This window comes from Pararhizobium polonicum (assembly GCF_001687365.1).
Lineage (GTDB): Bacteria > Pseudomonadota > Alphaproteobacteria > Rhizobiales > Rhizobiaceae > Pararhizobium > Pararhizobium polonicum.
Genome location: NZ_LGLV01000023.1, coordinates 28,302 through 53,980 on the forward strand (window position 1 = coordinate 28,302; position 25,679 = coordinate 53,980).

The following is a 25,679-nucleotide window of genomic DNA, read 5'->3' on the forward strand; positions in this document are numbered from 1 at the left end:
CCAGTCGAACGTGGTCGAGCACGGACTGGTTATCGCGGCAAGCTGCAGGCGCCGAAGGCGGCTGCAGCCTTACAGCAGTTTCAGCGTTCCTGGACGAGACATGAACCTGTGCGGCTAAGTCGGCTTGACGAGAAGGCCACGGATCACGGTTGTCTGCAATGGCGCCCGCCCCGGCGAATCCGATGCTTCTAATCGTCATGATCTCGCTCCGCTCCCCGCAGTGGTCCTAGCGCGACGTCCGCCGTATAGTTTTCGCGTATGAAATTGTCTTGAAACTGCCGGGTGCGGGCGTGGGCGAGTTCATCCGCCAGATCCAAGTTCTTGTCCCTGATGGCGTCGAGAAGAAATAGCTTTGGCGGTGACCAGTGGCCGGTTATCTTAAACACAAGCCGCCCGCGCCTATCGCGTTTCTCCGAAGATCGGGTCGTGCTGGATCGCACGGTTCAAAACGGCGGGACACGACGACATGGCGGGCCGTTCATCACGACCCTGAACCAGTCCCCGGCAGACGGCGGCACTCTGGTCGAGCGCGTCGTCGGTCTTCGCAAGCAACGATTGACTGGCAAGCACATTGCCATAAAGAGGGGGCAGTTCACTGCCGTCGGATACTTAAACTCCGGCGGGCTCATTGGGTCGCGTGTGTTGCGCGTCTGGACTTTACCGTGCGACACCGCCGATCATCAGTGCAGCGTTGTTTACCAACTGGCTTGGCCGAAACCTGTGGTTCCCGTAAGAGATGCCCGCGAGCCTGCTTGCCTTGATTGTGGGAGGTCCCGTAGTCATCTGGCTCCCGTCCGAATGTCAATGAGGTTTACGTGATCGACCGCACCAGCGCCTATTCAATACCCGGAACGTGCTTTGTCGACCTGGCTCCTGCCGCGGGCGGCGAGCCATATCGCATCTTTCTTTCCATTCCAGCGGAGCCAGCGCCGGCAGGGGGATGGCCGCTGCTCATCTTGACCGATGGCAACGCTACTTTTCCTTTCGCTGTTGCCAGTCTTGTTACGCAGGCGCCTTACCCTGCAGGAACGAATGTTGGCTGGGGTGTGATCGCAGCGATCGGCTATCCCTCCGACGCGCCCTATGATGCACTCCGTCGATCCTGGGATTTGGGGCCTCCGCCGGTCAAGTCCTATCCGCCGTTCTTTGAGGGGGGGCCCCCGGTTGTCATTGGCGGGACCGGCGAGCTGCTCGACTTCATCGAAAATGAGCTTCTGTCGCGGATCGCGGAGATGACGGCTTTGGACGCTTCGCGCAGAACGCTTTTCGGGCATTCCTTCGGCGGCCTTTTTACCCTCTACGCCCTGTTCGAACGACCCGGCCTGTTTGCCAATTGGATTGCGGCCAGTCCAAGCATCTACTGGGAGGGCCATGAAATTCTCAAGAACGAGGCTCGCCGTCGTGAGGCTCCCGGCAACGCGCCCTTCCTGCATCTGTCAGCCGGCGAATACGAGGGCGATCAGCTTGCGCCGTTTCAGTACCGGAACCAGGACGCCACCGCACGCCTGGAGAAAAGACAGCTGGAGCAAACTGTCCTGCTGGCCCGTGAAATGGCGCAGCGCTTGGATGGTTCTGATGACGGGTTACGGGCACAATTCGAGCTTTACGCCGGTGAGACCCACATGTCCGTCCTTGCCGCAGCGGTTAACCGCGCGATCAGTATTGCGTTCGCCGTCGGGCGCTGACCAGGTACACCCTGAAGTGGGGTTGGTTTTATCTGGCGCTATCAAAGATTGAGTACCCTGTTACGGGCTGCTCGTGGTCATCCGACAACTGCAAATTCGTCGACTTCCGCGGTGCCTGACGCGTCCTCCGTGTGCTGATTTCGAATTTAACAGGGAGACTATCTCAGTTCGATTCACCGATCACAGGACGCTCACAAATTCTGGATTTTAAATTGAAAAGTCTTCTCATGTTTGAGTAATTGCATTGATCTGACTGGTCTGCCCCCTGAAAAATGATCCTTTTTGAAGTCACGGCTCACGAGCCGAAGAAGAACATTGAAATGGCAGCGACAGGACACGGGGCAAAAGAGATCGTCACGACGCTTCGTCAAGTTGCTGACAGAAACGGGAATGATATCCGGCAATACGGTTCCAGTCGGATGACACGCAATAAATTCATAAGTGATACAAATTAATCCATTCAAAACTCGTCATTGTTGTCGAAGGAGGTCCGTTCATAATTTCCATGCCGGCAGGGACAAGGATTGGGTCATCTGCTCGGCGCCGTTTGCACTCTTCGGTTGAGTTGGTCGTTTCCGATGCAGTAGGGATAAACAGATGAATAATATCCGATATCTGGGTTTTGCTTCCCCTATGATCCTTGGCCTGTTTTCCGAAATAAAGGACTATTTTATCAAGAAGTCCTGTTTGCGCGATTCTCAAATAATACCGCGCTCCCCCTCTGACGGGGGCGTTTAAATCCTGTCGGCCAGCGCTGATCTCATGGGGCCTTGGTACCCGTTCCGTGCGATAGGCCGGTAACAGGCTGCGCTTCGGATATGTTTTGAACGACGGAAATGAAATCCCTTACAAGTCTGTTTGAGGTGTCGCGGTAACCTATCGCGATGGAGCAAAATGGCATGTCGATGATTGGTTTGAAAACAACGCCAGGCCGCGCATAGAATTTCGCGGTACTGTCGGCTGTTATGCTGATGCCTTTTTCCGTTGCAACCGCCTGCAGCTCGGATTCCACCGTCGCAGCCTCGAACACCACATTCGCCGGCCGGTCGATCCGATGGTCGTTGGCCAGCCAGTAGTCGCGCCACGGGCCACGCGTTGGAGCGGCAACGAATGGCTCATCAAGAATGTCTTCCAGCACAACGCTTTCCTTGTCGCTGAGCCGATGTCCGGTTGGAAGGCAAGCCACACACTGCTCACGCGTCAGCTCGACAATCTGGATATCCCTGACGTCGATCGGCGGTCGAATGATGCCGCAGTCCACCTGGCCGGATGCGAGCCCCGCGCTGGAATCCGTAAAATCGAATTCCGTTAGATGCAGAGTAGCTTCCGGACGGCGGCGTTTGAATTCCCGGACAATTGCCGGAATGAATTCGACTGCGGTGCCGATCAGGTAACCGACACGCAGTTCGTTGTGCACCGATTGTTGCAGCTGATGAATCTCGTTGTGGAATCCGTCGATATGGCGGCTCAGGGTCAGCGCCTTTTCGAGAAGAAGCTCTCCGGGCTTCGTCAGGCTGACGTTGCGCGTGGTCCGCTCGAACACCGGAAAGCCGATATTTTCCTCGAACTGTATGATCGTCTGCGAGAGTGCGGGCTGCGACACGTTGAGCTTGGCCGATGCCCGCGCGAAGCTCTTTTCTTTCGCAACAGCGACGAAAGCCCTGATGTGCCGGAACTGAATATTCATAAGCGCCATGAATTAATCCTTCAGGGAATCGTCCTTGTTGTCAATGAACTTTGATGAATAATCGCGGCATATCCAACGACGGAGGTAGGCAAGTGAACATCAGTCAGACAGCGGCGATCGCCGCCGATTCAGTGCTCGAGCGCGGCAAGAAATCTCTCATTCACGATCCGCTGGACGGCGATACGAGCAAGATCACGCTGGTACGCGCCAAGGGGTCGTCCGTCTGGGATGACAAGGGCCGTGAGTATCTGGATTGCACGTCGCAAGCCTGGTCCAACAGTCTTGGCGCCAATGATGACCGCGTCGTCGAGGCAGCTATTGCCCAGCTTCGCGAAATTACCCATGCGCGGCCGAACTTCAACACAGTTCCGCTTCTGCAGCTGACGTCGAAATTGCGTGAGATTTCTCCGGGTGACCTCAACCGGATCGGCTACTGCCTGCATGGCAGCCTTGCCGTCGAGATGGCGATCAAGCTCGCTTTCAAGAACAGGCCCGGCGCCCAGAACCTGATCGTGCTGCAGGACGCCTACCATGGCCGTTCGATCACCACGATGGCCGCAAGCTGGCCGCATCCCAACAATCCTTTCCTGCCGATCCAGCCACGCTTCACGCGCGTGCCCCATCCCGATCCCTATCGTCCGCGCCTCGGTATGGATATCGAAGCGGAATCGCAGCTTTGCCTGCACCTGCTCGAGGAAACGATCCTCAAGAGCGTCGACGGCGGCGTCGCCGCGATCATGCTGGAGCCGATCATGGGCAATGGCGGGCACATCGTCTTGCCGCTGTCCTTCCACAAGGGTGTGCGCGACATTTGCGACCGTCACGGTATCATCCTGATCTGGGACGAAATCCAGAGCTGCTTCGGCCGCACCGGTGCGATGTTTGCGGCCGATCTCTACGGCATCGTTCCCGACATCATGACCTTCGGCAAGGGCATCGGCGGCGGCTTCCCGCTGGCCGGCATCATGGCCAGCGAAAAGCTCAACGGCTTCAATTCCGGTGAGGATGCCCTAACCTTCGGCCAGTTCCCTGTCGCCATGGCGGCAGCCGTGGCAACCGTCGATGCGATCATCGCGGACAAGCTTTGCGACAATGCCCGCAAGCTCGGCGACTATGCGACCCAACGCCTTGTCGAAATGTCGGAACGCCGCAAGCTGATCGGCGACATTCGCGGGCCGGGCCTTTTCGTCTCCATCGAGCTCGTCAAGGACAAGCAGACGAAGGAACCGGCGCCGAAGGCGGCATCCGAAGTCTACCGTCGCGGTGTCGAGAAGGGCGTGCTGTTCGGCGAGAGCCGTTATGCAGGCCTTGGCAATCTCATCAAGGTCAAGCCGCCGCTCGACTGCACGCACGAGGACATGTCCCGCGCCCTCGACGTTCTCGATGACGTGCTGGGCTCGATCGAGGCCGACGGCATCGCCTGAGCGACGGCGGACGCAGCATGCTCGGGCGGCAATACGCCCGGGCCGATTGCTTTCAAAAGACAAGGATATTCACAGACCTAGGCATTCCAGAACCACGAAAAGTGGGCATAGTGACAACCAAAAAAGGGGAATAAAAAATGCAAAAGCTGACGAGAAGAACTGTTTTGAAAACGGGGGCGGCTGCCGCTCTCTCCATGCCGTTCGTCCGCCCGTCCTGGGCGGCGCCACAAACGATCCGTGCCCTGATGTGGGAAGCCTATGTGCTGCCCGATGTGGTCACGGCCTTCGAGGAAAAACACAACGTCAAGTTCGTCGCGACCTTCTTTGACGGCAATTCCGAAGCCTATAACAAGCTGCGGGTCGGTGGCGCCAAGGAGTTCGACCTCGTACAGGCCGATGGCTTCTGGCCGCAGCTCTATTTCAACGAGGGCCTGATCCGCACCGTCGACTATGCTGCGGTTCCCGGTGCTGCCAACTACCTGCCGGAGTTCCAGCCCGAGACCTTCAAGGTGCTGACCGATGCAAAATCGGGCGGCAAGATCGGCTTTCCGTTCTGCTGGGGCGCCTATGGCATCACCTATGACGCAGCCAACGTCGCACCTGAAAAAACGCAAACCATCGAATGCCTGTTCAATCCCGATTATGCCGGCCGGCTCTCGACCAGCGCCCGTTTTGAAGAGAACATCGCGTTGGCCGCCCTGCTCGTCACCGACCGCATGGGAACGCGCGACAAGCCTCGCCCGGACGGCAAGCCGTTCAACCCCTATGTGCTCACCGATGAAGAACTGGATGGCGTTCAGAAGCTCCTGACCGAACAGAAAGCCCTGCTGCTGACCCGCTATCAGGACAACCCGACGCTCTTCCAGCTGCTCCAGAGCGGCGCCGTTGTTGCAGCGACCGAATTTGCCCAGGTGTTCCGACAGTTGCTGACGTCAAAGGACGGCAATCCGAAAGGCGACTTCCGTCATACGCTCAAGATGAAGGAGGGCGGCCTTGGCTGGGTGGATACCTGGTTGGTCACCTCCGGTGTTGCCGATGGCGAGCGGCTCGATATCTGCAACAGTTTCATCGATACGATGATTTCGTCGACTGTGATGAAGCGGATCGGCGAGGTGGCCGGCTGCTCGACCACGATCGATCTGCGTTCGGTGTCGTCGGAAGAAGAGCGCAAACTCTACCTCATGGATCGCTCCAGCGAGATTGCCGGCCTCTTCATGTTCGATCAGCCGTCCTCACCTGAAAAATGGGAACGTATCTGGTCGAATGTTCAGGCCGCCTGATACTCGTTGTTCAGGCCGCCTGATACTCGTTGTTCAGGCCGCCTGACATCCGTTCCAATTGGAAATTGTAAGTCCTGAACGCATCGGGCAGGAGAGCGACCACTCTCCTGCCGTGCCGCCCGGCTTTCACAAGGTGAGCATTCATGAGTCCGACCAAAACCGCACCCTATATCCGCATCGACGCCGTCTCGCGCCAGTATGGCCAGGTGCGTGCCCTGCACGACCTCAGCATCGACATCGACAAGCACGAATTCATCGCCATACTCGGCCCCAGCGGCTCTGGAAAAAGTACGCTGCTGCGCCTGATCGCCGGGCTCGATCGCCCGTCTTCGGGCAAGATCTTCATAAAAGGAGAGGACGTCACCAATCTGCCGCCGCACAAGCGCGGTATCGGTATGGTGTTCCAGGAGTTCCTCCTGTTTCCGCATCGCACGGTGCGTGAAAACCTTGCTTTCCCCCTTCGCATGACCAGGGAAACGCCGGAGAAGATCGTCGAACGACTCGAATGGGCCGAAGGCATCCTGTCGCTGGGTGGACTGATGGACCGCTACCCCAATCAGTTGTCCGGCGGCCAGCAGCAGCGCGTCGCGCTCGGCCGCGGCCTGGTTGCCAATCCGACACTGCTTCTGCTCGACGAGCCTCTTGCCAATCTCGACCGCGAACTGCGCCAGGAGATGGAGGTCGAAATCCGCCGCTATCAGAAACAGCTCGGCATTCCCTTCATCTATGTCACCCACAATCAGGAAGAGGCGCTCAGCATGAGCGACCGCGTCGCCGTGATCCACAAGGGCCGGCTGGAAGCGCTCGGCGAACGGCAGGCGATCTACGATCACCCGACAACACCTTTCGTCGCCCGTTTTGTCGGCCGTTCGACCCGGTTCGATGGTGTTTTCGACCGTTCAAGCGGCAACATCACCATCAAGGCACACGACTATACCTTCGCCCATCAACCCGTCGACGGGATGGGGGCGGACGGACGCGTTGATGTCTTCGTGAAGAATGAGCGGTTCGAGCTGTCGCCTTGGACAGAGAAATCGACGGGCATTCCCTGCTCAGTTGCCGACGTGGTGCTGCGTGGCCCCTTCGTCGAATATATTCTGGAAACGGCCAACAAGACCCGCATCATCGCGGTGCAGCCCAAGCGCAAGGATCATCTGTCGATCGGCGACCGGGTCTCACTGTCGTGGGATCCGGCACAGTGCCACGTCTTTGCGGCGGAGGGCTGATCCATGTCCGACACAGACAATGCCATCAACAAACGCATGTTCCTGCATATTCCGGCGGCGTTCCTGATCCTGTTCTTTGTCCTGCCGCTAATCGCGCTGGTCATCCTGAGCTTCTGGCAGACCGAAAATTACAAGATCGTCCGGGAATGGACGACGCTCAATTACGTGACGCTGGCGACGGAGACGGCCTATATCACCTTCTTCATCCGCTCTTTGATCATGGCGATCTGCGTCTCGGTTTTCCTCGTGGTGGTTTCCTGGCCGATCGCGTTCTTCATCGTGCGCTACGGTGGCCGCTATAAGCTGATCTTCTCGCTTCTGCTCGCGGTGCCGTTCCTCTCCGGCGAGGTGCTCCGTCTCATCGCGCTGCAGGGCATGCTCGGGCCGGCGGGTCTGGTCAATGGGGCGCTTTTAAAAATGGGCGCAGCACCCCTGCGCTTCATCATGTATTCCAACACTGCCTCCTTCATTGCCTTCGTCTATCTGTATCTGCCGATGGTCGTGACGACGATCTACCTGTCGCTGCTGAATTTCGACCTGCGGCTCGCCAGTGCTGCCAGCGCCTGCGGGGCCGGGCGGATCCGGGTGTTCCTCGAAATCATCTGGCCGCTCAATCTGTCCGGCACGATCGTCGGCTTCCTGCTCTGCTTCATCCCGACGCTTTCGGCATCGCTGGTGCCGCGGTTCCTCGGTGGCCCGAATGGCACGCTTTACGGCATGTCGATGGCGCAGCAGTTCGGCGAGTCCGGAACCTGGGCGCTGGGAGCCGCTATGGGTGTCGTGCTCGTGTTGTTTTCGGTGGCGGCACTGGCCATCCTCAGCCTCGGTGTCAACCTGCGCCGCACGGGCTTTACCGGATTGGGGCGTTGATTATGGATATGATTGTCTTCAAGGAAAATCTCGGTAAATGGGCGATGGGGAGCGTGCTGGTTGTCGCCTATTGTTTCCTCTACATGCCGATCCTGCACATCCTGTTCGCCTCGCTCTCAAGCCATCCGAACTTCCCGTATCCGCCGGAATTCAACACCGGCAGCTATGTGCGGCTCTACACCAATTCGGTCTACCAGAGCGCCTTCGTCAACAGCCTGATCATTGCAGCCTGTACGTCGATCCTGTCCACGGTGCTCGGCTTCCTCGCCACGGTCGGCGTGCTGCGCTTCGGCGGAAAGCGGACGCTGTTCTACGCCGTCTTCTTCGCCGGCCCGCTGTTCGTTTCGGAAATCCTGCTCGGCATTTCCAGCATGTCGCTCTACTATCTGGTGTTCGGACTGCAGGGAAACATGGTGAGCGCGATCATCGCCAATTCGGTCCACTGCTTCAGCTTCAGCTTTCTGATCATGGCCGCCATGCTCTACAAATACGACTGGCGGATGAACGAGGCAGCTATCGTCTGCGGTGCCTCTCCGTTCCGGGCCTTCATCGAAGTGATGCTGCCGCTGACATGGTCCGGCATTCTCGGCAGCCTGATCGTCGCCTTCGTTCTGTCGCTCAACGGTCTCGATATCTCGTTCTATCTGCTGGGGGCGACACCGACCATGCCGTCGGTCGCCTGGGGTGCGCTGCGTTACGGGGTCAAGCCGGAACTCTACGCCCTGTCCTCGATCATCAATATCGCCGTCTTCGCTGCCATCCTCGGGCTTTACCTGATGATCCGGTCGCGCAAGAATGGGGTAGCTTGAAAATCCTATCGGCAAACAGGGCCACTGCAGCACCAAATGCTGCGGTGGCCCTTCCTTTTCAGACAGGCGAAAGCCTTTTTACTTCGCAACGGCCGCTGCTTGCGGGTGTTGCGTTGCCAGCATCCGGAAGGCCTATTTCATGCGATTTGCGCTTGCGTTGCCACCTCAGCAACAAATCTTTGCCGCCTTCTTCACCTATGCGGCCTGTATCGGATCTCTTTATCCTCGCCTGCCCGATATCCAGAAGAACATGGCTGTCGGCGAGGGGGCTTTGGGCGGCGCGCTTATCGGCATAGCGGCGGGAACGCTGCTATCCTTGACCTTCGGCGGACGCTTTGCAGCGAAATTCGACGCGCGCATGATTATCCTCACGTTTATACCGGCGCTGTCGGTTCTGTTCGCGCTGGCGAGCAGCGCATCCAGTCCGCTGCTGTTTTTTGTTCTTCTTGTCCCTGTCGGCCTGAATATGGGAATGCTCGAGCTTGTGCTGAATCTCGAGGCCGACCGCGTTGAAAACCTCGTCGGCCGGCGCATCATGAACCGTTGCCATGCCTTCTGGAGTTTCGGTTTCTTTACAGCCGGCCTGGTCAGTGCCGGTTTTGCCCAGACCGGGCTGCCGCCGACCCTGCAGCTGTGCCTGATGGTGCCGGTGATCTGCGCAGTCACGGCCATTCTGCTATCGACGATCCAGCCGGCACCACCCCGCGTCACAGTGCATGAAGAGCAGGCGGCGCCGCTTTTCGCATTTCCGACCTTCGGGATCCTCGTCCTCGTCACCGTCAGCGCTTCGGCCATGGTGCTGGAAGGGGCAGGCGCAGACTGGTCGGCGATCTACATGCGCAAGGAATTCGACGTGTCGCCGTTCCTCTCCGGCTTCGCGGCTGCAGCCGGTGCCGGAAGCCAGGCGTTCTTTCGCTTCTTTGCCGATGGTTTCGTTGAGCGGTATTCGCCTGTGAAAGTCGCACGCGTCATGCTGTGCATCCTCATGGCGGGTGTTCTGGCCGTTCTCTTGGCACCCGGCGCCGTGTTCGCACTGGCGGGATTCTTCTTGATGGGCGTTGGCACCAGTGTCTTGTTTCCGCTGGCCATGTCCGCTGCCGCTCAGCGAACCGATCGCTCCGCAGCTGTCAACGTTGCGGCACTTGCACAGATCACCTTCGTGCTTTTCCTGCTCGCACCGCCTCTTCTCGGTTTTGTCGCCGAACATATCGGCATCCGCTGGGCCTTCGGCGCCTGCCTGCCGATTGTCGCGGTCAGCTTGCTGGCAACCGGCGCCCTTGGCATCAAACAGGCGAAAGGCGATGATGGAGGCGGCGAGCAAAGGGCATGAACCTCATGCTTCAAACAGAAATGCAGTATCGAAAGGGATGTCGATCGTTTCGCCTTTTCCACCTGTTATCTGCAGCGTGTCATTGCCCGGTGTGATGGATCGAACGAGGCCATCGGCAAGCATTTCGACTGCACCGATCACGGTTCTGACCTCGCGTGTTTCCACCACAGACAGCGATGTCTCAATACCCGAGCCCGACAGCGCATTCGGTGCAATCGAGGCTTTATGGCCGTAACCGAAAAACGTCCTTGCCTCTTCGATGCCCAGAACGCCGTGGTGACGGCCGTTCCAGGGCGCGTAGTGCCGGCCGCCGTTCGAGTACCAGAGCACGGTGCTGGGAAGAACGCCCGGTGGTTTCAGGACAATCGCCATGTCGCGTTCGACCGGCCGCGCCGCAATGGCCCATCCCAACGGATTCGACGGTTGTTCGTGAAGCATGACGAGATCGACGTGACGATCATCGAGAGGGTAGCGCAGAAGATCCGAGACGCCGCCATCCTCGCGCGGAAACGTCCTCAAATCATCTGACGAAGCGGGGTAAGCTAGGATGGATCTGCCTTTGATGTCGTCGGTTTCCAGCCTGTCGGGCATGGTCTCGGCACGTATTTTGGGGGAGACGGACAGAATGCCACCATGGGGCAGATCGACCATCGCATGATAGGCGACCGGCAAGCGGCCTATGCCACCGTCAAACCGATGCGATTGATACAGAAATGGGTGGCCATCCTTGACCGTGCACGTCTTCGTCAATGTGGCGGACATGATGGTCCGTGACAGCACGAAGGTTGCGCGCGACCCGTTCGGCAGCCTTTCCAGGTCCGTCAAAACCCAGGGAGCGTTGGCCGACCAGCCATGGGCGGGAGCCGACTCGACATCCGATTGCCCGAACGGCGCGCAGAAGAAATCGATCGATAATCTTTGCAGGTGAGGGGGAGTAGAGGCATCGAGCGGCTCGTCGATCCATGGCGCTCTGTGGAACGGGGAAAATGTCCGCCCGTAGCGCCTGACGATGAAGGACGAGATATGGCCGACATCGAGATCGAGCGTAACCTCTATGCCGTCTGCCGACAGAACAAAGCTGTTCGTGGTGTTACCCATTGCTGCTGTCTCCTACGTGAATTCTAACCGAAATGGGTTCTGAGGACGGCCTGAACAACGTGCCTTTCGTCGGTTGCGTAGACGGCATTCCAGCGTTGAAACGCAGTGCATGGATGGGAAATGCCAAGCTCCAGAACATCTCCGACGCGCACATCATCAACTGCACCGCTGCCGATGAAGGCGTGCTGATCGTTGAGCTTGTCGACGACCGGCAGTTGTTCGCCGCCGATACCGATGTCGCTGCCGTTGCGAAAAACGCGGCGAATGACCGGGAGGCCCTGATCGTTCGGCGCGTCACGCATTCCGAATCCTGCGATGGCCAGACCCGGTTCCGGCCGGGAGATGATCTCGGCCCATAGTGAAAGGGCCGGCCTGATCGCACGGGCGATTGGCGCGGCAAATCCGCGTTTTGCCATTGCTTCGAACGCCCGGCTGTAAAGACCGTCATCGGAAAAGAAGATGGCACCTGAGCGAAGTACGAGCGGCACGTCGTATTTCTTCGAAAGTGGTCGCAGCGCCCGGATAACGTCGTCGAAATAGGTCGAACCGCCGGCGCTGATAATCAGCGGGGTATCGTTGGACACTGCATCGTGGACGCTGAGAAATGTCTCCTCCACAAGCTTGAAAAGTCGATCGAACGTTTTGCGATGATCGACATCCTTGACCACCGCTGCGGCCTCGTAGGTCGCGACGCCGGCCAACGCGATCAGCCCTTTTGTGGACAGGATTGCGTCGCGTATGGCAATGGATGCTGCGAGGTTGCGGGCGCCGGTTCTGCCAAAGCCAACCTCGACGAGGCCGTAGGCACAGGCGCCATCGACGCGTGCGAGCGCCTGATGCAGTGCATCTACGGTCTCGACGGAATCCAGGAATACGAAGACTTTCGAGGCCGGGCGGCGACCGATCGCTGCGGCAAGATGGGAAGCGCCTATGCGCCCCCCGGGAGGGCTGGCATAGATAATGTCGCTTATGGTCTGTTCCTGCATCGCAGACAGTTGCTGAACATTGGCGACCGTTGCGCCCCACGCACCTCTTGCGACAAGCGATGCTGCAAATTGCGGCATCATCGGCGTCTTGGCATGCGGTGCCAGAAAGACGCCTTCATCTTTTGCAAACGCCAGAAAGTGGTTCGTGTTTGCAAGCAGTACAGACTGGTCAAGGGTCATAACCGGCAGTGTCATGCTTCCGTCGAGCGGAGACCAGTGTTCCGATGTGATGGCGCTATCATGCAACGAAATACCTGGCGGCACGCCTCGGGTCGTGGAGTCGAGGACCAGGTCCTGTGGCGTCGGCAAATCGATGATGGTCAACGTCTTTTCCTTTCGAGATTTTATAATCGATGCGAGATGCGTTCGCATGCGCGCTTCACGGCATCGACCACATCGGTTAGGTTCTGGGTGTCGGCCACGCGGTCGACATGGGGAATGATGATGCTCGCAACCGCGTTTCCGTCAGCGTCGATGATCGGGCAGCAGATGTCCGTGATGCCAACGAAGTCCGTGCTCTTCCCAAGGATGTAGCCGCGTTCGACGATGCCATCGAGAACATCGGTGATCGCTTTTCTGTCGACTTTCTTCCCGAGCTGAGCGTCGCAGTCCTTCAGCATGATCTGTCGTTTTTCGTCCGGCTGGAAGGCCATGATCACGCGGCCGCTCGCAGCTTCCGAGGCAAGGCGGCCATAACCGAGGTGAATATTGAAGGTGACGTCCGAATTCGTTGGGATGGATCCGATGATGACTGTCCGTCCCTTGTAGATGACGACCAGATGGGGCGCCTGGTTGACGTCTTCGGCAAGCTTTCGCATCTCCGGCAAGGCGTTCTCGAGCAACGTTCGTGATTGCGGCGTTCGAAGTCCCAGGGCGAATAGCTTGGGGCTCAAGCTCAATTCGTCGGTATCGCTGTCGCGCTGTACATAACCCCTGGCAATCAGAACATGGATCATCCGGAATATCTCGTTCTTGCTCTTGCCGAGCCGTTCGGCCAATTCCCGCAGCGACACGGCGGATTCCTTCTCCGCAAGGCTCTCAAGAATATCGAGGCCCTTTTCCAATGCCGGCGCCGAGTAGGATTTGTCCGTGCTCAACTCTTCATCTGACATTAACAGGTCTCCTTCGTTTGGCAATGTTCGTTTCATATACGAATTGCACTTTACATGTAAAACAAAATGTGGTGCTTTGAATTAACACTCCGAGGTCATTGGCGGCTCGAGAGGGATAGAATCAAAATCGCCATCACAACGGGTTGTCATCCAGAGGGAAACAAAATGACTATCGCAAAATTGACCAGGATCATGTTCGCCTCCGCAGCGGGTATCGCACTCTATGTCTCACCTGCCGCTGCGCAGGACAAGTTGATCGGCATCGTCGCAATCGATCTCCAAAGCTCCTTCTTCGTTCGCATGCAGGAAGCCGGCGACAAGGCCGCCGCCGACTATGGCGTGACGACGTCCTGGCAGAGTGCGGAAGGCAGCCCGGAAAAGCAGGTTTCGCTGATCGAGAACTTCATCAATCAAAAGGCGAGCGCCATCCTGATCGATCCGCTCGACAAGAATGCTCTGGTTCCTGTCATCAAGAAGGCGCAGGATGCCGGGATCAACGTCATCACGATGGGTAACAAGGTTGAAGCGGCAGGCAACTACGCGACCCTCTATCCAGACTATGGAAACATGGCCGAAGTCGCCCGTGCGCTCGCGCACTCCATCGGCGGCAAGGGCGAGGTCGCCCTCCTGATCGGTGCGCGCGGCAATTACGTCTCCGACACGCGGGAAAAGGGTTTTACGGATACGCTCGCCAAGGAGTTTCCGGATGTGAAGGTCGTCGGCATTCAGCCGGCCGGCTGGGATCCGTCAAAGGCGGCGGACGTCGCTCAGACCTGGCTGACCACCTATCCTGATCTGAAGGGGCTGTCCTGCATTTCCGACACGATGTGCCTGGGTGCAAATTCGGTTGCCGAGGCAGCGGGAAAGACGCTGAAAATCGCCGGTTATGACGGCGACGCGGAAATGGCGCCTCTGATGGAAAGCGGCGCGATGTCGCTGGACGTCCTGACCGGTGCCTATCGCGTCGGCTACTGGAATGTTGCTGTGGCCGCCCGTCTTTCCAATGGCGAAAAGCTTCCCAGGGACCTTTATATGCCGACCCACTTCATTGCGACCGACGCTTCGGCTGCAGAACTCGCAAAGGTCGGCCAGAAGCTGACCACGATCACGCCGGAAAAGGCAAAGGAAGTTGGCGTCGACTACTCCAACGAGTTTGGCCCGAAGAATCCCACGTCTGCAATGAGCGTAGAAAACTGAACCAAACCCGAGGACAATGACGTGGCCAAGATCACTTCAAAACCTCCCGGCAATGGTTCGACGGCTGGCAAACTTGGCAACCTCACGGAAATGCGCGACGAGCTTCTGCTCGTCGCGCTGATCTTCCTCGCGGTTGCAGCGTTTACATTTGCGCAGTCTTCGTTTCTTTCGCTCGGCAATCTCCTCAATATCGGCCAGCAAAGCGCCATCGTTGCCGTCGTCGCATTCGGTATGACCGGCGTCATCATCGCGCGCGGTATCGACATTTCTGTCGGCGGCACGATGGCATCGGCCGGCATCGTGGCCGCGATGGTCATTGAGGCGTCGGATTCCGGTGTTCTCGGCTTTCTTGCCGCCGTTTCGGTCGGCGCAGCTTTCGGCGGCATCAATGCGATCCTGATCGCCGGCTTCGGCATCAGTTCGTTCGTCGCCAGTCTCGGCACGATGGCCCTTGCCAAGGGCGCGGCCCTGAGCATCTCGCACGCGTCTAGCATTCCTGTCAGCAATGCGCTGATGCTGTGGGCCGGGCAGGCAACGGTGCTTGGCTTGCCTGCCGGATTGCTTATAGCTTCGTTACTTTGCGCCGCATGGACTTTCCTGCTGAAAAGGACGGTCTTGGGACGCTCGATCTATGCCGTCGGCGGCAATGGAAACGCCGCTCAGGCTTCCCTCATCAGCGTCAAGAAGACCCAGACGATTACCTACATTCTCTGCGGAGCTTCCGCCGGCGTCGCGGCCATCATCGGTATCGGCCGCCTGGGGTCCGCGCAACCTCTGGCCGGAACGGGGCTGGAATTTGCGGCCATCACGGCTGCGGTCGTCGGCGGTGCAAGTCTGGCTGGCGGCAAGGGTTCCGTCGCGGGCACGATGCTCGGTGCCATCGCTATCGGCACGATCAACAGTGGCCTGTCGTTCCTGCAGGTTTCCCAACAGGTCATCTACATGGTGTCCGGCGCCCTGATCCTCGGTGCGGTCCTGGCACGTGGCGGAGTGCCGTGGGGAGCTCCGGGAGCGAAGAAAGTCACGCCGGCAGCCGATGCGAACGTCGCCGATCCGCGCGATGCGAAGCGCTCGCTGAAAGTCACCGGTCTTTCGAAAAGCTTCGCCAGCGTCAAGGTTCTCAGCAATATCTCCTTCGAACTGAACAGTGGCGAGGTCGTCGCGCTGATGGGCGAGAACGGTGCCGGTAAGTCGACATTGATCAAGTGCATTTCCGGTGTCCATTCCGCAGAGGAAGGCACTGTCGAATTTTCCGGACTCGATCGTGCAGGCGGTAACGACGAGCGGCAGGACATTGCCGTCATTCACCAGCATTTCAGTCTTGTTCCCGACCTGACGGTTGCCGAAAGCCTGTCACTTGGCCGCGAACCCGTACGTAGTGGTTTCTGGTTGCGGCGCTCCGTCATGCGCAGCAAGGCTGCGGAGGCATTGCGTGAAGTCGGTCTGGATTGCGATGTCGATACGCCCGTACGCCAGCTGACGGTCGGGCAGCGCCAGATGCTGGAAGTCGCCAAGGCGTTGATGGCATCGGCATGGTTGGTGGTCATGGACGAGCCGACGAGTGCTCTGAGCAACCGCGAGCGAGACCAGCTTTACACGATTATCGGCAAGCTCAAGGCAAAGGGATGCGCCGTTCTCTATATTTCGCACAAGATGGAGGAAGTTCGCGAGCTCGCATCGCGCGCCATCATCCTGAGAGACGGCAAGCTCGTCGGCGACGTGGCGTTGTCGACCATGTCGGAACGGCAACTCGTTCACATGATGGTCGGCCGTGATCTCGGAAATGTCTTTCCCTGGAGCGCTGCAACCATCGGAAAGAACATGGTTGATATCAGAAACCTCTCCGGCGGCCTTCTGCATGATGTGTCCCTGACCGTTCGGCAGGGCGAAGTCGTTGGACTGGCGGGGTTGATGGGCAGCGGACGATCCGACATCTTGCGCTGCATCGCCGGCATGGATCGCTATTCTACGGGCGAAGTGTTCCTGCGCGGTCAGGCTCTGAAGTCGGGTGATCAGCTGCAGTCCGCAAAAGCGGGGGTCGCCTTCATACCGGAAGACCGCCATGTCGAAGGTATCGTCGGCGGCCTCAGCATCGCCGACAATCTCGGTCTGGTCTGGATGCGGCGTCACAGCAAGGTAGGCGTGGTGTCGACTTCCGGTGCGAAGGCCATGGCCGACCGGTTGATCCGGCAGCTTGATATCCGTCCGCCCGTTCCGACAAAAAAAGTCGGTACCCTGTCCGGTGGCAATCAGCAGAAGGTCGTCATCGGCAAATGGCTTGCGGTCAATCCGGGCATCGTTCTTTTGGACGAGCCGACGAGCGGCGTGGATGTCGGCGCAAAATCAGAGATTCACAAGGTCATCGGCGAATTGAAAGCTGCCGGGGCTGCCATTCTTCTCGTCTCGAGTGAGCTTCCTGAACTGCTGGGCGTCTCCGATCGCATCGTCGTCATTCGCGAGGGACGCAGCGTCGGGGAATTGCCGCGCGGCGCCAGTGAACGTGACGTCATGGAACTCGCGTTCGGTTCGACTGAAGAAAGCCGAAAGGGGGCGCAGTCATGAACGCGCGAAGCAAGCTCTTGGCGAATATCGGACCCATCGCGCTTCTGGTTGCGACCATCCTCGCGTGCGGTGTCATCGATGCGCGGATCCTGGCGTCCCAGAACCTCATCAACATCCTCACGCAGAGCGTACCTGTCCTCATGCTTGCTCTCGGAGCCTTCATCGTGTTGTTGACCGGTGGCATCGATCTGTCTGCCGGAATAACGGTGACACTTGGCAGCATCGTTATCGCCAGCGCGTTCAGCATGGGGCTCGATCTGCCGTTTGCTTTGCTTTCCGGTCTTTCAGCGGTTCTGTTCATCGGCATGATCAACGGGTTTTTGATCAGCGTTCTGCGTGTTCCCGCCTTTGTCGCAACTCTGGCAACGATGTCGTGCATTCAGGGCGTGGCGCTTCTCCTGGCAAAACGCGGCGTCTATATCCTGTCTGATCCTTCGCTTAAATTCCTGGGGATCGCCAGGCTCGGCGGGGTTCCGGTTTCCCTTGTGGCTGCAAGCCTGATCACAGTGATTGCCTATGCACTGATGCATCAAACGCGTTTCGGTCTTCGGGTGTACGCGACCGGTTCCGATCCCGCTGCCGCGGCTCTGGCCCGCGTGCCGACAGGCAAGGTCCTCCTGATGACCTATGTCGTCGCGTCGGCTTTCACATTCCTGTCGGCCGTGATGCTGGTTGCCAGAACGCCGATCGTAACGCCCAATGTCGGGGGACAGTCGCTGTTGCTGGACGCCATCGCTGCCTGCGTCCTGGGGGGGACCAGTATTTTCGGCGGCCGCGGTACAGTGCTCGGTGTCGTCGCCGGTACGCTGATCGTCGGCCTGTTTTCAAATGCACTGCGCGTGGTCGGCATCGATCCGTCCAGCCTCGATCTCATGAAGGGCGCGCTCGTGATCGCAGCTCTTCTCTGTGATGCCGGGATCGTTTCGGCTCGGCGCAAATTTCTCAAGGAAAATACCAAGTGACTGTCAACCCTGCCATACAGGAGCGCGCGACGGGCGACGTCGACACCCTTCTCGAAACAGCGATCGCTGTTCTCGACAAGCTCGTTTCCTTTCCGTCCATCAGCTCGGTCTCGAACCGGGACGTCGTCGACTACATCTGCGAATACCTCTCCGGCTTCGGGGCGACGATCGAAAGGCTGCCGAGCCCGGAACAGGAGAAGGACAATCTCTGGATCAGCTTCGGTGAAGGCAGCGAAGGTGGCCTTGTTCTCTCGGGACATATCGATGTCGTGCCGGTGACCGGCCAGGAATGGACGAGGCCACCATTCTCCCTGACCCGGGAAGGCGGCAAAGTCTATGGCCGCGGCACGACGGACATGAAGGGCTTCGTCGCCTGTGCGATGGCTGCCGCCACGCTGTTTCAACATGGTAGCCTTCGCCATCCCGTTCATCTCGCCATCACGTTCGACGAGGAGGTCGGTTGCCTGGGAGCGCGGGAATTGGTCGAGTTCCTGAAGCAGCGGGGCATCCGGCCGGCGGCGATCTTTGTGGGGGAGCCGACATCCATGGCTGTGGTGGATCGCCACAAGGGCTCGGTCGGTTTCACCACCGAGATCGTCGGCAAGGCGGCACATTCGTCCCAGGTTCATCTCGGCCAGAGCGCCATCCAGATTGCCGGGGAATTGATCGGAGCGCTGACATCGCTTGGCGCGCATCAGGCAACCAAACAGGCGGATGAGGCCTTTCCCTACGCATATCCATCGATCAATGTCGGCGCGATAACTGGCGGTCAGGTTCGCAACATCGTCGCCGCCAATTGCGCTTTTGACTGGGAAATTCGTCCGATCCTTCCTGGGCAGCTCGTCGATATCAGGCAGGCATTCGAGTGCCACGTCTCAGAGAAACTTGAAACCTATCGAGCCTCGGGACATCTGGTGCCATCCATTGTCACGCGTCTTGTCTATGATACGCCGCCCTTGGTGGGGGATCCGCAATCGCAGGCGACAGCCCTTGCGATGAAATTTGCGGGGCAAAATCGGGCTTTGGCCGTATCTTATGGAACGGAGGCCGGCATTTATCAGGAGGCGGGCTTCGTCACCGTTGTTTGCGGCCCAGGGGACATCCAGCAGGCGCACGCCCCGGATGAATGGATCGAGATCGATCAGCTCCACCGCTGCCTCGACTTCATGGAGCGGCTGGCGGACTACGCGCGGGAAACCGGTCAATAAAGGTTGGACGGAAAAAGCATATGCGAATTGCCAAAGACACCTATCTGGTCGCGTCGGGCGTGCAGGGTTGCTCGCTCACCGATGACTTCGACTGCAATTGCTATCTGTTCGATACGGGCGAGGGGCTGGTCCTCTTCGACACCGGTGCCGGACGCGCAATGGAGCGAATCTATGCCGAGATCGAGCGGGACGGGTTGTCTCTCGGCGGTCTGACGCATGTGTTTCTGACGCACGGTCATGCGGATCACTCCGCAGGCGCCGCAGCCATTGTGGCTGAGCATGGCGCCAAGCTGTTGTGTGGAGCGGATACGGCTGCAGTGATGGCCGCGGGAGAAAAAGGCATAAGCCTGGACAAGGCAAGGGCCGCCGGCGTCTATCCGCCCGACTACACTTATAGGTCCCCCAGACCTGACGGGATCGTCGCGCCGGGGGAAGCAATGACGATCGGACGGATGACGGTTACGCCGGTTTCGACGCCCGGCCACAGCGCCGATCACATGTCCTACATCGTCGAGTTGGGAGGCGTGACGTCCCTCGTCTCGGGTGATGCGCTTTTCCACTCCGGCCGCATCATCTACCAGGCGACCGACGATTTCGACGTCGCACAATCCTGCGGCAGCATAGAAAGTCTTGCCGCCCGCGCGTTCGACGCGCTGTTGCCGGGGCATGGCATGTTCGTGCTGTCCGGCGGAACCCGTCATGCGCAGGTGGCGATGGCTTCCATCAGGTCGATGAAGCCCCCGGTGGCCCTCGACCTTGCCAACATATAGAAGGAGGGCCCGGATAAATGGCGAAATTCGATGGGAAAGTCGTTGTTATCACCGGAGGCGCCAGCGGCATCGGCGCGGCATCTGCCCAGGCGTTCGCTGCCGAGGGCGCGCGTGTCGCCATTCTGGACAGAACGCTTGGAGGAGCGACGCGCGAGACGTCGGACACACGGATGCATGAAGTCTGTGATGTCTGCAACGAGAGCGCTGTCGAGCGCGCCTTTGATCTCATCATGGAGCGATGGGGTGCGATCGATATCGTGGTGCACTCCGCGGCAGCTCTCGGCGGAAGCGGGCCGTTTCAGGACCTCACTCTGGCGACCTGGAAGAAATACATCGACACCAACCTGACGGGTTCGTTTCTGGTTTGCCGGGCGGCTGCCAGGCGAATGATCGAGCAAGGCACAAAGGGGCGGATCATTCTGATCGGCTCGGTCAACTCGTTTGCGGCAGAACGACATGCAGCACCCTATGTCGCCAGCAAGGGCGGCGTGCGTCTCCTGACCAAAGCTGCGGCCGTCGATCTCGCGCCGTTCGAAATCACGGTCAACATGGTGGCGCCGGGCCCGGTGACGACGCCGGCGACTGAAGGAAATTTTGAGACGGACGCGACGCGGCAAGTTTTCGCGCGCGTTCTGCCGGGCGGCAAGCCGGGCATGCCGGGAGACATCGCGGCCGCGGTTCTCTTTCTTGCATCGCCGGAAAGCCGGTTCATCACCGGAACCGACATCATCGCGGACGGTGGCATGTCCGCACAGATTCTGAACTGACCTCGGACCCGCCCGGAGGGGCAATGCAATTCCGTCGCGGCGTCAAAAGGCGACCCGCGACCAAAAGATGGGAACAACCAATGGAATACGATGTCATCGTTGTTGGTGCCGGTTCTGCCGGCGCCGTTCTGGCCGCTCGACTGAGCGAGGATGCGGATCGCCGCGTTTTGCTGCTGGAGGCCGGCCCAAGCTATCGTAGCGCCGAGCAGCCCCCGGAGATGCAGAGCGCAAACCCGTTCAACCTGATCCTGCCGAAGCACTTTCAGGATCGGTACATGTACACGGATCTGATGGCACGACGCACCAAGCGCCAGGACCATCGCATCTATTGGCGCGGCAAGGGGCTGGGCGGGTCCACCGCCGTCAACGCCCAGATCGCCATTCGCGGCCTGCTGCATGCTTTTGACCGTTGGGCCGACATCGGCTGCGATGGCTGGTCCGGCAACGATGTTCTGCCGTTTTTCAAGAAGCTCGAGGATGATCCCATCGTGGCGGATTATCACGGCAAGGGAGGCCCCATTCCGATCTATCGCGCTCCGTTCGAAACATGGGGCAACGTTGACAAGGCCATGCGCGACAGCGCCATGGCACTCGGTCACCGCTGGTGCGACGATCTCAACGCCCCGGATGCCGAAGGCGTCTGCACCTTCGCCATCAACAGCCGCGACGGCAAGCGGGTTGCGGTCAGCGACGGTTATCTCGAGCCGGCGCGGGACAGGGCAAACCTGACGATTATCGGCGATGCGCAGGTGGACAAAGTTCTGCTCAATGGGCAGATCGCGATCGGCGTCGTCGCCGTGGTCCAGGGGGAGCGTCATGAATTCCGCGCACCCCTCGTCATCCTGTCCGCCGGCGCGATCCATTCGCCGACGATCCTGCAACGCTCGGGCATCGGGCCATCCGCCCTGCTGGCGCAGCACGGTATCGAAGTCGTTTCCGATCTTCCGGTCGGGGAGGGGTTCTTCGACCATCCCTATTGCCGGATCGAGCTGAAGCTGAAGCCTCAGTTCAAGGCGACCGACCCGAACCAGCGCCACACCAATTGCTGTGTAAAAATGAGTTCGGGTGTTCCGGGTGGCGTACCGCACGACATCCTCTACAACGCCATGAACCATGGTGGGATCGGTGTCGAATCCGACAGCGCCCAGTTCGGTGAATCGATGATCAACCTCATCCTCATGGAGGCCAAGAGCCGGGGAAGCGTCAGGCTGTCATCGCCCTTGATGTCCGACCAGCCTGTTATCGATGAGAACATGCTTGATGATCCGCTCGATCTTCAGCGGATGCGTCTTGCTTACCGTCATCTCGGTGAGATCGCCAAGCAGCCGGCGCTGCAACAGATCACCGAACGGATGCTGCTGGGCGACAGCGACCTGCCCCTGTCCTGGCTCGATGCGGCCACCGACGATCAGGTCGATGAATTCCTGCTCGAACAGTCGTCCGATGCGCAGCATGGGACGGGAGGATGCTGCATGGGCGGAACTGGAGACCCCGGCAGCGTTGTCGATACCGGTGGTCGTGTCCGTGGCTTCGCTGGTCTGCGCGTGGCGGATGCCTCGATCATGCCGCTCGACTGCCAGGCCAACACCAATCTGTCCGTCATCATGATCGGCGAAAAGATTGCCGCCGATATCCGGCGCAACGTAGGGCAATGACCGTGGCTGACAAAATTGACGGCCCGCACGAGCGGCTGCGCGCGCTCCAGCTTGAGCTTCCAGAAGAATTCTCGCCCGGCGGCAACTACGTTCCGTTCCGCTTATGCGGCGATATCCTCTATCTCTCGGGGCAGGGGCCAAGATCGTCCGCCGGTGCCTGGATTACCGGCACAGTCGGCTCCGACGTCACGGTCGAAGAGGCGTATCAACATGCACGTACTGTCGGGCTTGCCCTTTTGGCCACCGCCAACCGGGCGGTAGGCGGTCTTGCCAATGTCGAGGTGTTGAAATTGTTCGGCATGGTGCGGGCCACTCCCGATTTTACGCGGCATCCGGAGGTCATCAACGGTTGCTCCGATCTGCTCGTTGCCGTGCTTGGAGAACGCGGCAAACATGCCCGGTCGGCTGTCGGAATGGGCTCGCTTCCCAACGGCGTGACCGTTGAGATTGAAGCCATCATGCGCATCCTGCCGCAGGAGGAACACTGATGCCCTATGGCGAAGGTACATTCGTAGGGCGGGCATGGTTGCCCGAATGTGGCGGACCCGCGCTTGTCACGATCCGCAATGGACAACTCGAGGATATAACGTCTGCGGTGGCGCCGACGATGCGCGACCTCATGGAGCGCCCTGATCTCGTATCATATGTCCGGGCTGCGAAAGGGACGTCCCTCGGGCCTGTCGAGAGCTTTCTGAATCGCACGGCGGACCCAAACGTCGCGCATCTGCTGGCGCCGATCGACCTTCAGGCGATCAAGGCTTGCGGGGTCACCTTCGCGCGCTCGATGGTCGAACGCGTCATAGAGGAGCGGTCGGCTGGAAACGCGGCACTGGCCCACGACATCCGACAACGTGTGAGCGCAGTGGTCGGCGACAGTCTGAAGGATATCAAGCCAGGTTCGCCGCAAGCGGCCACTGTCAAAGCCGAACTGATCAAGGCTGGCCTGTGGTCCCAATATCTTGAGGTGGGTATTGGTCCCGATGCAGAGGTGTTTACCAAGGCGCAGCCGATGTCCTCGGTTGGCCACGGAGCCGACGTGGGACTGCATCCGGTTTCAAGCTGGAATAATCCAGAGCCCGAGATGGTTCTCGTCGTCGATAGCGGTTGCGTCGTCAAAGGCGCGACACTCGGCAACGATGTCAACTTGCGTGACGTGGAAGGCCGCTCGGCCCTTCTTCTCGGCAAGGCAAAGGACAACAATGCGTCCTGTTCCATAGGCCCGTTCATCCGGCTGTTTGACGAGAGTTATGGAATCGATGACGTTCGCGCGGCCGAAGTCGAGCTTCGCGTCGAGGGAACGGATGGGTTCGTGCTCGATGGTCTGAGTTCGATGCGGGAAATCAGTCGTGACCCGCTTGATCTGGTTTCGCAGGCCGCAGGCCGTCATCACCAATATCCCGACGGTTTCGTCCTGTTCATGGGCACCCTGTTCGCGCCCATCGAGGATCGTGATGTGCCGGGGCAGGGGTTCACCCACAAGATCGATGACATCGTTACGATTTCAAACTCCAAACTCGGCAGCCTGAGTAATCGCGTTCGCCATTCGACGGAGTGCGCGCCCTGGAGTTTTGGAGCATCCCATCTCATGCGCAATCTCGCACGTCGCGGACTGCTTTGATTTGAATACGGATCGATGAACGATTTCGCACAGATAGCTGAATGGATAGAGGAACGCTTGTGACACTCCATCACAACCTGATTGCCGGCGAATGGGTCGGCAGCAACGGCGTTGAAAACATCAATCCTTCGAACACGAAGGAAGTGGTCGGTCTTTATGCCAGCGCCAGCGCCGACGATGCAAAGACCGCGATCGCCGCTGCCAAGGCTGCGTTTCCGGCCTGGTCGCGTTCGGGCATCCTCGAGCGCCACGCCATCCTGAAGAAGACCGCCGACGAGATTCTCGCCCGCAAGGAAGAGCTTGGAAACCTGCTTGCCCGCGAAGAAGGCAAGACGCTGCCGGAAGCCATCGGCGAAACCATCCGTGCCGCCCAGATCTTCGATTTCTTCGCTGGCGAAGCGCTGCGTCTGGCCGGCGAGACCCTGCCTTCGGTGCGCCCGAACATCGGCGTCGAGATCACCCGCGAGCCGATCGGCGTCATCGGCATCATCACGCCGTGGAACTTCCCGATTGCCATTCCGGCCTGGAAGATTGCCCCGGCGCTCTGCTATGGCAACACCATCATCTTCAAGCCGGCCGAACTGGTGCCGGGCTGCTCCTGGGCGATCGCCGACATCCTGCATCGTGCCGGCCTGCCGAAGGGCGTGCTCAACCTTGTCATGGGCAAGGGCTCCGTCGTCGGTCAGGCGATGCTCGACAGCCCGGATCTGGCGGGCATCACGTTTACCGGCTCCACGGGCACGGGAAAACGCGTCGCTGCCGCCTCGATCGAGCATAACCGCAAGTTCCAGCTGGAAATGGGCGGCAAGAACCCGATGGTCGTGCTTGACGATGCCGATCTCACCGTTGCTGTCGAAGCCGCTGCCAATTCCGGCTTCTTCTCGACCGGCCAGCGCTGCACGGCATCGTCGCGTCTGATCGTCACCGAAGGCATCCACGACAGGTTCGTGGCAGCGCTCACCGAGAAGCTGAAGACGCTGGTGGTGGACGATGCGCTGAAGGCTGGTACGCACATTGGACCGGTGGTCGATGAGCGCCAGCTTGCCACCGACACCGACTATATCGCCATCGGCAAGCAGGAGGGCGCCAAGCTCGCCTTCGGCGGCGAAACGATCAAGCGCGACAATCCGGGCTTCTACCTGCAGCCGACGCTGTTTACCGAAGCGACCAACCAGATGCGCATCTCGCGCGAGGAAATCTTCGGGCCTGTCGCCTCCGTCATCCGGGTGAAGGATTATGAGGAAGCGCTCAGCGTCGCCAACGACACGCCGTTCGGCCTGTCGGCCGGCATCGCCACGACGAGCCTGAAGCATGCGACGCACTTCAAGCGCAATTCGGAAGCCGGCATGGTGATGGTCAACCTGCCGACGGCCGGTGTCGATTTCCACGTGCCGTTCGGCGGCCGCAAGGCCTCCAGCTTCGGTTCGCGCGAG

The 25,679-nt window shown here is 59.4% G+C and carries 21 protein-coding genes and 2 pseudogenes; 18 read left to right on the top strand and 5 right to left on the bottom strand.

Annotation, left to right across the window (positions count from 1 at the left end):
• Positions 1-188 precede the first annotated feature (188 nt).
• A pseudogene (locus tag ADU59_RS31285) lies at positions 189-344 on the bottom strand (GntR family transcriptional regulator); the annotation flags it as partial.
• Between the two features lie 53 nt (positions 345-397).
• On the opposite strand from ADU59_RS31285, the pseudogene ADU59_RS31510 reads away from it, so the two are divergent.
• Positions 398-493: pseudogene (locus ADU59_RS31510) on the top strand (hypothetical protein); the annotation flags it as partial.
• A gap of 322 nt (positions 494-815) precedes the next feature.
• Positions 816-1,685, top strand: coding sequence for an alpha/beta hydrolase (locus tag ADU59_RS28375; RefSeq protein WP_068959020.1), 870 nt, complete (start codon positions 816-818; stop codon positions 1,683-1,685).
• Between the two features lie 760 nt (positions 1,686-2,445).
• On the opposite strand, the gene ADU59_RS28385 is transcribed toward ADU59_RS28375, so the two are convergent.
• Positions 2,446-3,381, bottom strand: coding sequence for a LysR substrate-binding domain-containing protein (locus ADU59_RS28385; protein ID WP_068959024.1), 936 nt, complete (start codon positions 3,379-3,381; stop codon positions 2,446-2,448).
• An 83-nt stretch (positions 3,382-3,464) separates the two neighbouring features.
• Between ADU59_RS28385 and ADU59_RS28390 the strand changes: the two genes are divergently transcribed.
• The 6 genes from ADU59_RS28390 to ADU59_RS28415 all read left to right on the top strand — a co-directional run bounded on the left by ADU59_RS28390 (position 3,465) and on the right by ADU59_RS28415 (position 10,311).
• Positions 3,465-4,796 carry an aspartate aminotransferase family protein gene (locus ADU59_RS28390; protein ID WP_202970091.1) on the top strand — a complete coding sequence of 444 codons (1,332 nt, stop codon included), beginning with the start codon at positions 3,465-3,467 and terminating at the stop codon, positions 4,794-4,796.
• A 137-nt stretch (positions 4,797-4,933) separates the two neighbouring features.
• Positions 4,934-6,076, top strand: a complete 1,143-nt coding sequence (locus ADU59_RS28395; protein ID WP_083198461.1) for an ABC transporter substrate-binding protein — start codon at positions 4,934-4,936, stop codon at positions 6,074-6,076.
• A 143-nt stretch (positions 6,077-6,219) separates the two neighbouring features.
• The gene (locus ADU59_RS28400) at positions 6,220-7,302 is read left to right on the top strand and encodes an ABC transporter ATP-binding protein (RefSeq protein WP_068959028.1); all 1,083 of its coding nucleotides are present in this window, start codon (positions 6,220-6,222) and stop codon (positions 7,300-7,302) included.
• A gap of 3 nt (positions 7,303-7,305) precedes the next feature.
• On the top strand, positions 7,306-8,172 hold the full coding sequence (locus ADU59_RS28405) for an ABC transporter permease (protein WP_244506536.1): 867 nt from the start codon (positions 7,306-7,308) through the stop codon (positions 8,170-8,172).
• 2 nt (positions 8,173-8,174) lie between these two features.
• On the top strand, positions 8,175-8,981 hold the full coding sequence (locus ADU59_RS28410) for an ABC transporter permease (protein ID WP_068959030.1): 807 nt from the start codon (positions 8,175-8,177) through the stop codon (positions 8,979-8,981).
• A gap of 139 nt (positions 8,982-9,120) precedes the next feature.
• The gene (locus ADU59_RS28415; protein ID WP_068959032.1) at positions 9,121-10,311 is read left to right on the top strand and encodes an MFS transporter; all 1,191 of its coding nucleotides are present in this window, start codon (positions 9,121-9,123) and stop codon (positions 10,309-10,311) included.
• 3 nt (positions 10,312-10,314) lie between these two features.
• Here ADU59_RS28415 and ADU59_RS28420 read toward each other — a convergent pair whose 3' ends face one another.
• Genes ADU59_RS28420 through ADU59_RS28430 form a run of 3 tightly spaced genes read right to left on the bottom strand, consistent with a single transcriptional unit; the run spans position 10,315 to position 13,507 of the window.
• Positions 10,315-11,409, bottom strand: coding sequence for a hypothetical protein (locus ADU59_RS28420; protein ID WP_068959034.1), 1,095 nt, complete (start codon positions 11,407-11,409; stop codon positions 10,315-10,317).
• 23 nt (positions 11,410-11,432) lie between these two features.
• Positions 11,433-12,719: a type III PLP-dependent enzyme domain-containing protein gene (locus ADU59_RS28425; RefSeq protein ID WP_158515778.1), complete on the bottom strand. Its 1,287-nt coding sequence runs from the start codon at positions 12,717-12,719 to the stop codon at positions 11,433-11,435.
• Positions 12,720-12,739: 20 nt separating this feature from the next.
• Positions 12,740-13,507: an IclR family transcriptional regulator gene (locus ADU59_RS28430; protein ID WP_068959036.1), complete on the bottom strand. Its 768-nt coding sequence runs from the start codon at positions 13,505-13,507 to the stop codon at positions 12,740-12,742.
• Between the two features lie 165 nt (positions 13,508-13,672).
• Here ADU59_RS28430 and ADU59_RS28435 point away from each other — a divergent pair, with 165 nt between their 5' ends.
• The 10 genes from ADU59_RS28435 to ADU59_RS28480 form a co-directional block, all read left to right on the top strand.
• The gene (locus ADU59_RS28435; protein WP_068959038.1) at positions 13,673-14,704 is read left to right on the top strand and encodes a sugar ABC transporter substrate-binding protein; all 1,032 of its coding nucleotides are present in this window, start codon (positions 13,673-13,675) and stop codon (positions 14,702-14,704) included.
• Between the two features lie 21 nt (positions 14,705-14,725).
• Entirely contained in the window at positions 14,726-17,266 is a 2,541-nt protein-coding gene (locus ADU59_RS29860; protein WP_202970092.1) for an ATP-binding cassette domain-containing protein, read from the top strand.
• Positions 17,263-18,228 carry an ABC transporter permease gene (locus tag ADU59_RS28445; protein ID WP_068959039.1) on the top strand — a complete coding sequence of 322 codons (966 nt, stop codon included), beginning with the start codon at positions 17,263-17,265 and terminating at the stop codon, positions 18,226-18,228. The genes ADU59_RS29860 and ADU59_RS28445 overlap by 4 nt, the downstream gene beginning before the upstream one ends.
• A complete protein-coding gene (argE, locus tag ADU59_RS28450) occupies positions 18,225-19,436 on the top strand; it encodes an acetylornithine deacetylase (RefSeq protein ID WP_158515779.1) in 1,212 nt (403 codons plus the stop codon). Before ADU59_RS28445 ends, argE begins: the two co-directional genes overlap by 4 nt.
• A gap of 20 nt (positions 19,437-19,456) precedes the next feature.
• Positions 19,457-20,206: an MBL fold metallo-hydrolase gene (locus tag ADU59_RS28455; RefSeq protein WP_068959041.1), complete on the top strand. Its 750-nt coding sequence runs from the start codon at positions 19,457-19,459 to the stop codon at positions 20,204-20,206.
• A 17-nt stretch (positions 20,207-20,223) separates the two neighbouring features.
• Positions 20,224-20,973 (top strand): SDR family NAD(P)-dependent oxidoreductase, encoded by a 750-nt coding sequence (locus ADU59_RS28460; RefSeq protein WP_068959043.1) that lies wholly within the window; start codon positions 20,224-20,226, stop codon positions 20,971-20,973.
• Positions 20,974-21,053: 80 nt separating this feature from the next.
• Positions 21,054-22,628, top strand: coding sequence for a GMC family oxidoreductase (locus ADU59_RS28465; protein ID WP_068959045.1), 1,575 nt, complete (start codon positions 21,054-21,056; stop codon positions 22,626-22,628).
• On the top strand, positions 22,625-23,116 hold the full coding sequence (locus ADU59_RS28470; protein ID WP_068959047.1) for a RidA family protein: 492 nt from the start codon (positions 22,625-22,627) through the stop codon (positions 23,114-23,116). Before ADU59_RS28465 ends, ADU59_RS28470 begins: the two co-directional genes overlap by 4 nt.
• Entirely contained in the window at positions 23,116-24,246 is a 1,131-nt protein-coding gene (locus ADU59_RS28475; RefSeq protein ID WP_068959049.1) for a fumarylacetoacetate hydrolase family protein, read from the top strand. The genes ADU59_RS28470 and ADU59_RS28475 overlap by 1 nt, the downstream gene beginning before the upstream one ends.
• A 59-nt stretch (positions 24,247-24,305) precedes the next feature.
• Positions 24,306-25,679: aldehyde dehydrogenase family protein (locus tag ADU59_RS28480; protein ID WP_068959072.1), on the top strand; the 1,374-nt coding region annotated here is incomplete at its 3' end.

Bases quoted from the DNA above. Each gene is read 5' to 3' on its own strand.
- ADU59_RS28385 (WP_068959024.1), bottom strand. From the start codon at position 3,381: ATGGCGCTTATGAATATTCAGTTCCGGCACATCAGGGCTTTCGTCGCT.
- ADU59_RS28395 (WP_083198461.1), top strand. From the start codon at position 4,934: ATGCAAAAGCTGACGAGAAGAACTGTTTTGAAAACGGGGGCGGCTGCC.
- ADU59_RS28400 (WP_068959028.1), top strand. From the start codon at position 6,220: ATGAGTCCGACCAAAACCGCACCCTATATCCGCATCGACGCCGTCTCG.
- ADU59_RS28405 (WP_244506536.1), top strand. From the start codon at position 7,306: ATGTCCGACACAGACAATGCCATCAACAAACGCATGTTCCTGCATATT.
- ADU59_RS28410 (WP_068959030.1), top strand. From the start codon at position 8,175: ATGGATATGATTGTCTTCAAGGAAAATCTCGGTAAATGGGCGATGGGG.
- ADU59_RS28415 (WP_068959032.1), top strand. From the start codon at position 9,121: ATGCGATTTGCGCTTGCGTTGCCACCTCAGCAACAAATCTTTGCCGCC.
- ADU59_RS28420 (WP_068959034.1), bottom strand. From the start codon at position 11,409: ATGGGTAACACCACGAACAGCTTTGTTCTGTCGGCAGACGGCATAGAG.
- ADU59_RS28430 (WP_068959036.1), bottom strand. From the start codon at position 13,507: ATGTCAGATGAAGAGTTGAGCACGGACAAATCCTACTCGGCGCCGGCA.
- ADU59_RS28435 (WP_068959038.1), top strand. From the start codon at position 13,673: ATGACTATCGCAAAATTGACCAGGATCATGTTCGCCTCCGCAGCGGGT.
- ADU59_RS28445 (WP_068959039.1), top strand. From the start codon at position 17,263: ATGAACGCGCGAAGCAAGCTCTTGGCGAATATCGGACCCATCGCGCTT.
- ADU59_RS28455 (WP_068959041.1), top strand. From the start codon at position 19,457: ATGCGAATTGCCAAAGACACCTATCTGGTCGCGTCGGGCGTGCAGGGT.
- ADU59_RS28460 (WP_068959043.1), top strand. From the start codon at position 20,224: ATGGCGAAATTCGATGGGAAAGTCGTTGTTATCACCGGAGGCGCCAGC.
- ADU59_RS28465 (WP_068959045.1), top strand. From the start codon at position 21,054: ATGGAATACGATGTCATCGTTGTTGGTGCCGGTTCTGCCGGCGCCGTT.
- ADU59_RS28470 (WP_068959047.1), top strand. From the start codon at position 22,625: ATGACCGTGGCTGACAAAATTGACGGCCCGCACGAGCGGCTGCGCGCG.
- ADU59_RS28475 (WP_068959049.1), top strand. From the start codon at position 23,116: ATGCCCTATGGCGAAGGTACATTCGTAGGGCGGGCATGGTTGCCCGAA.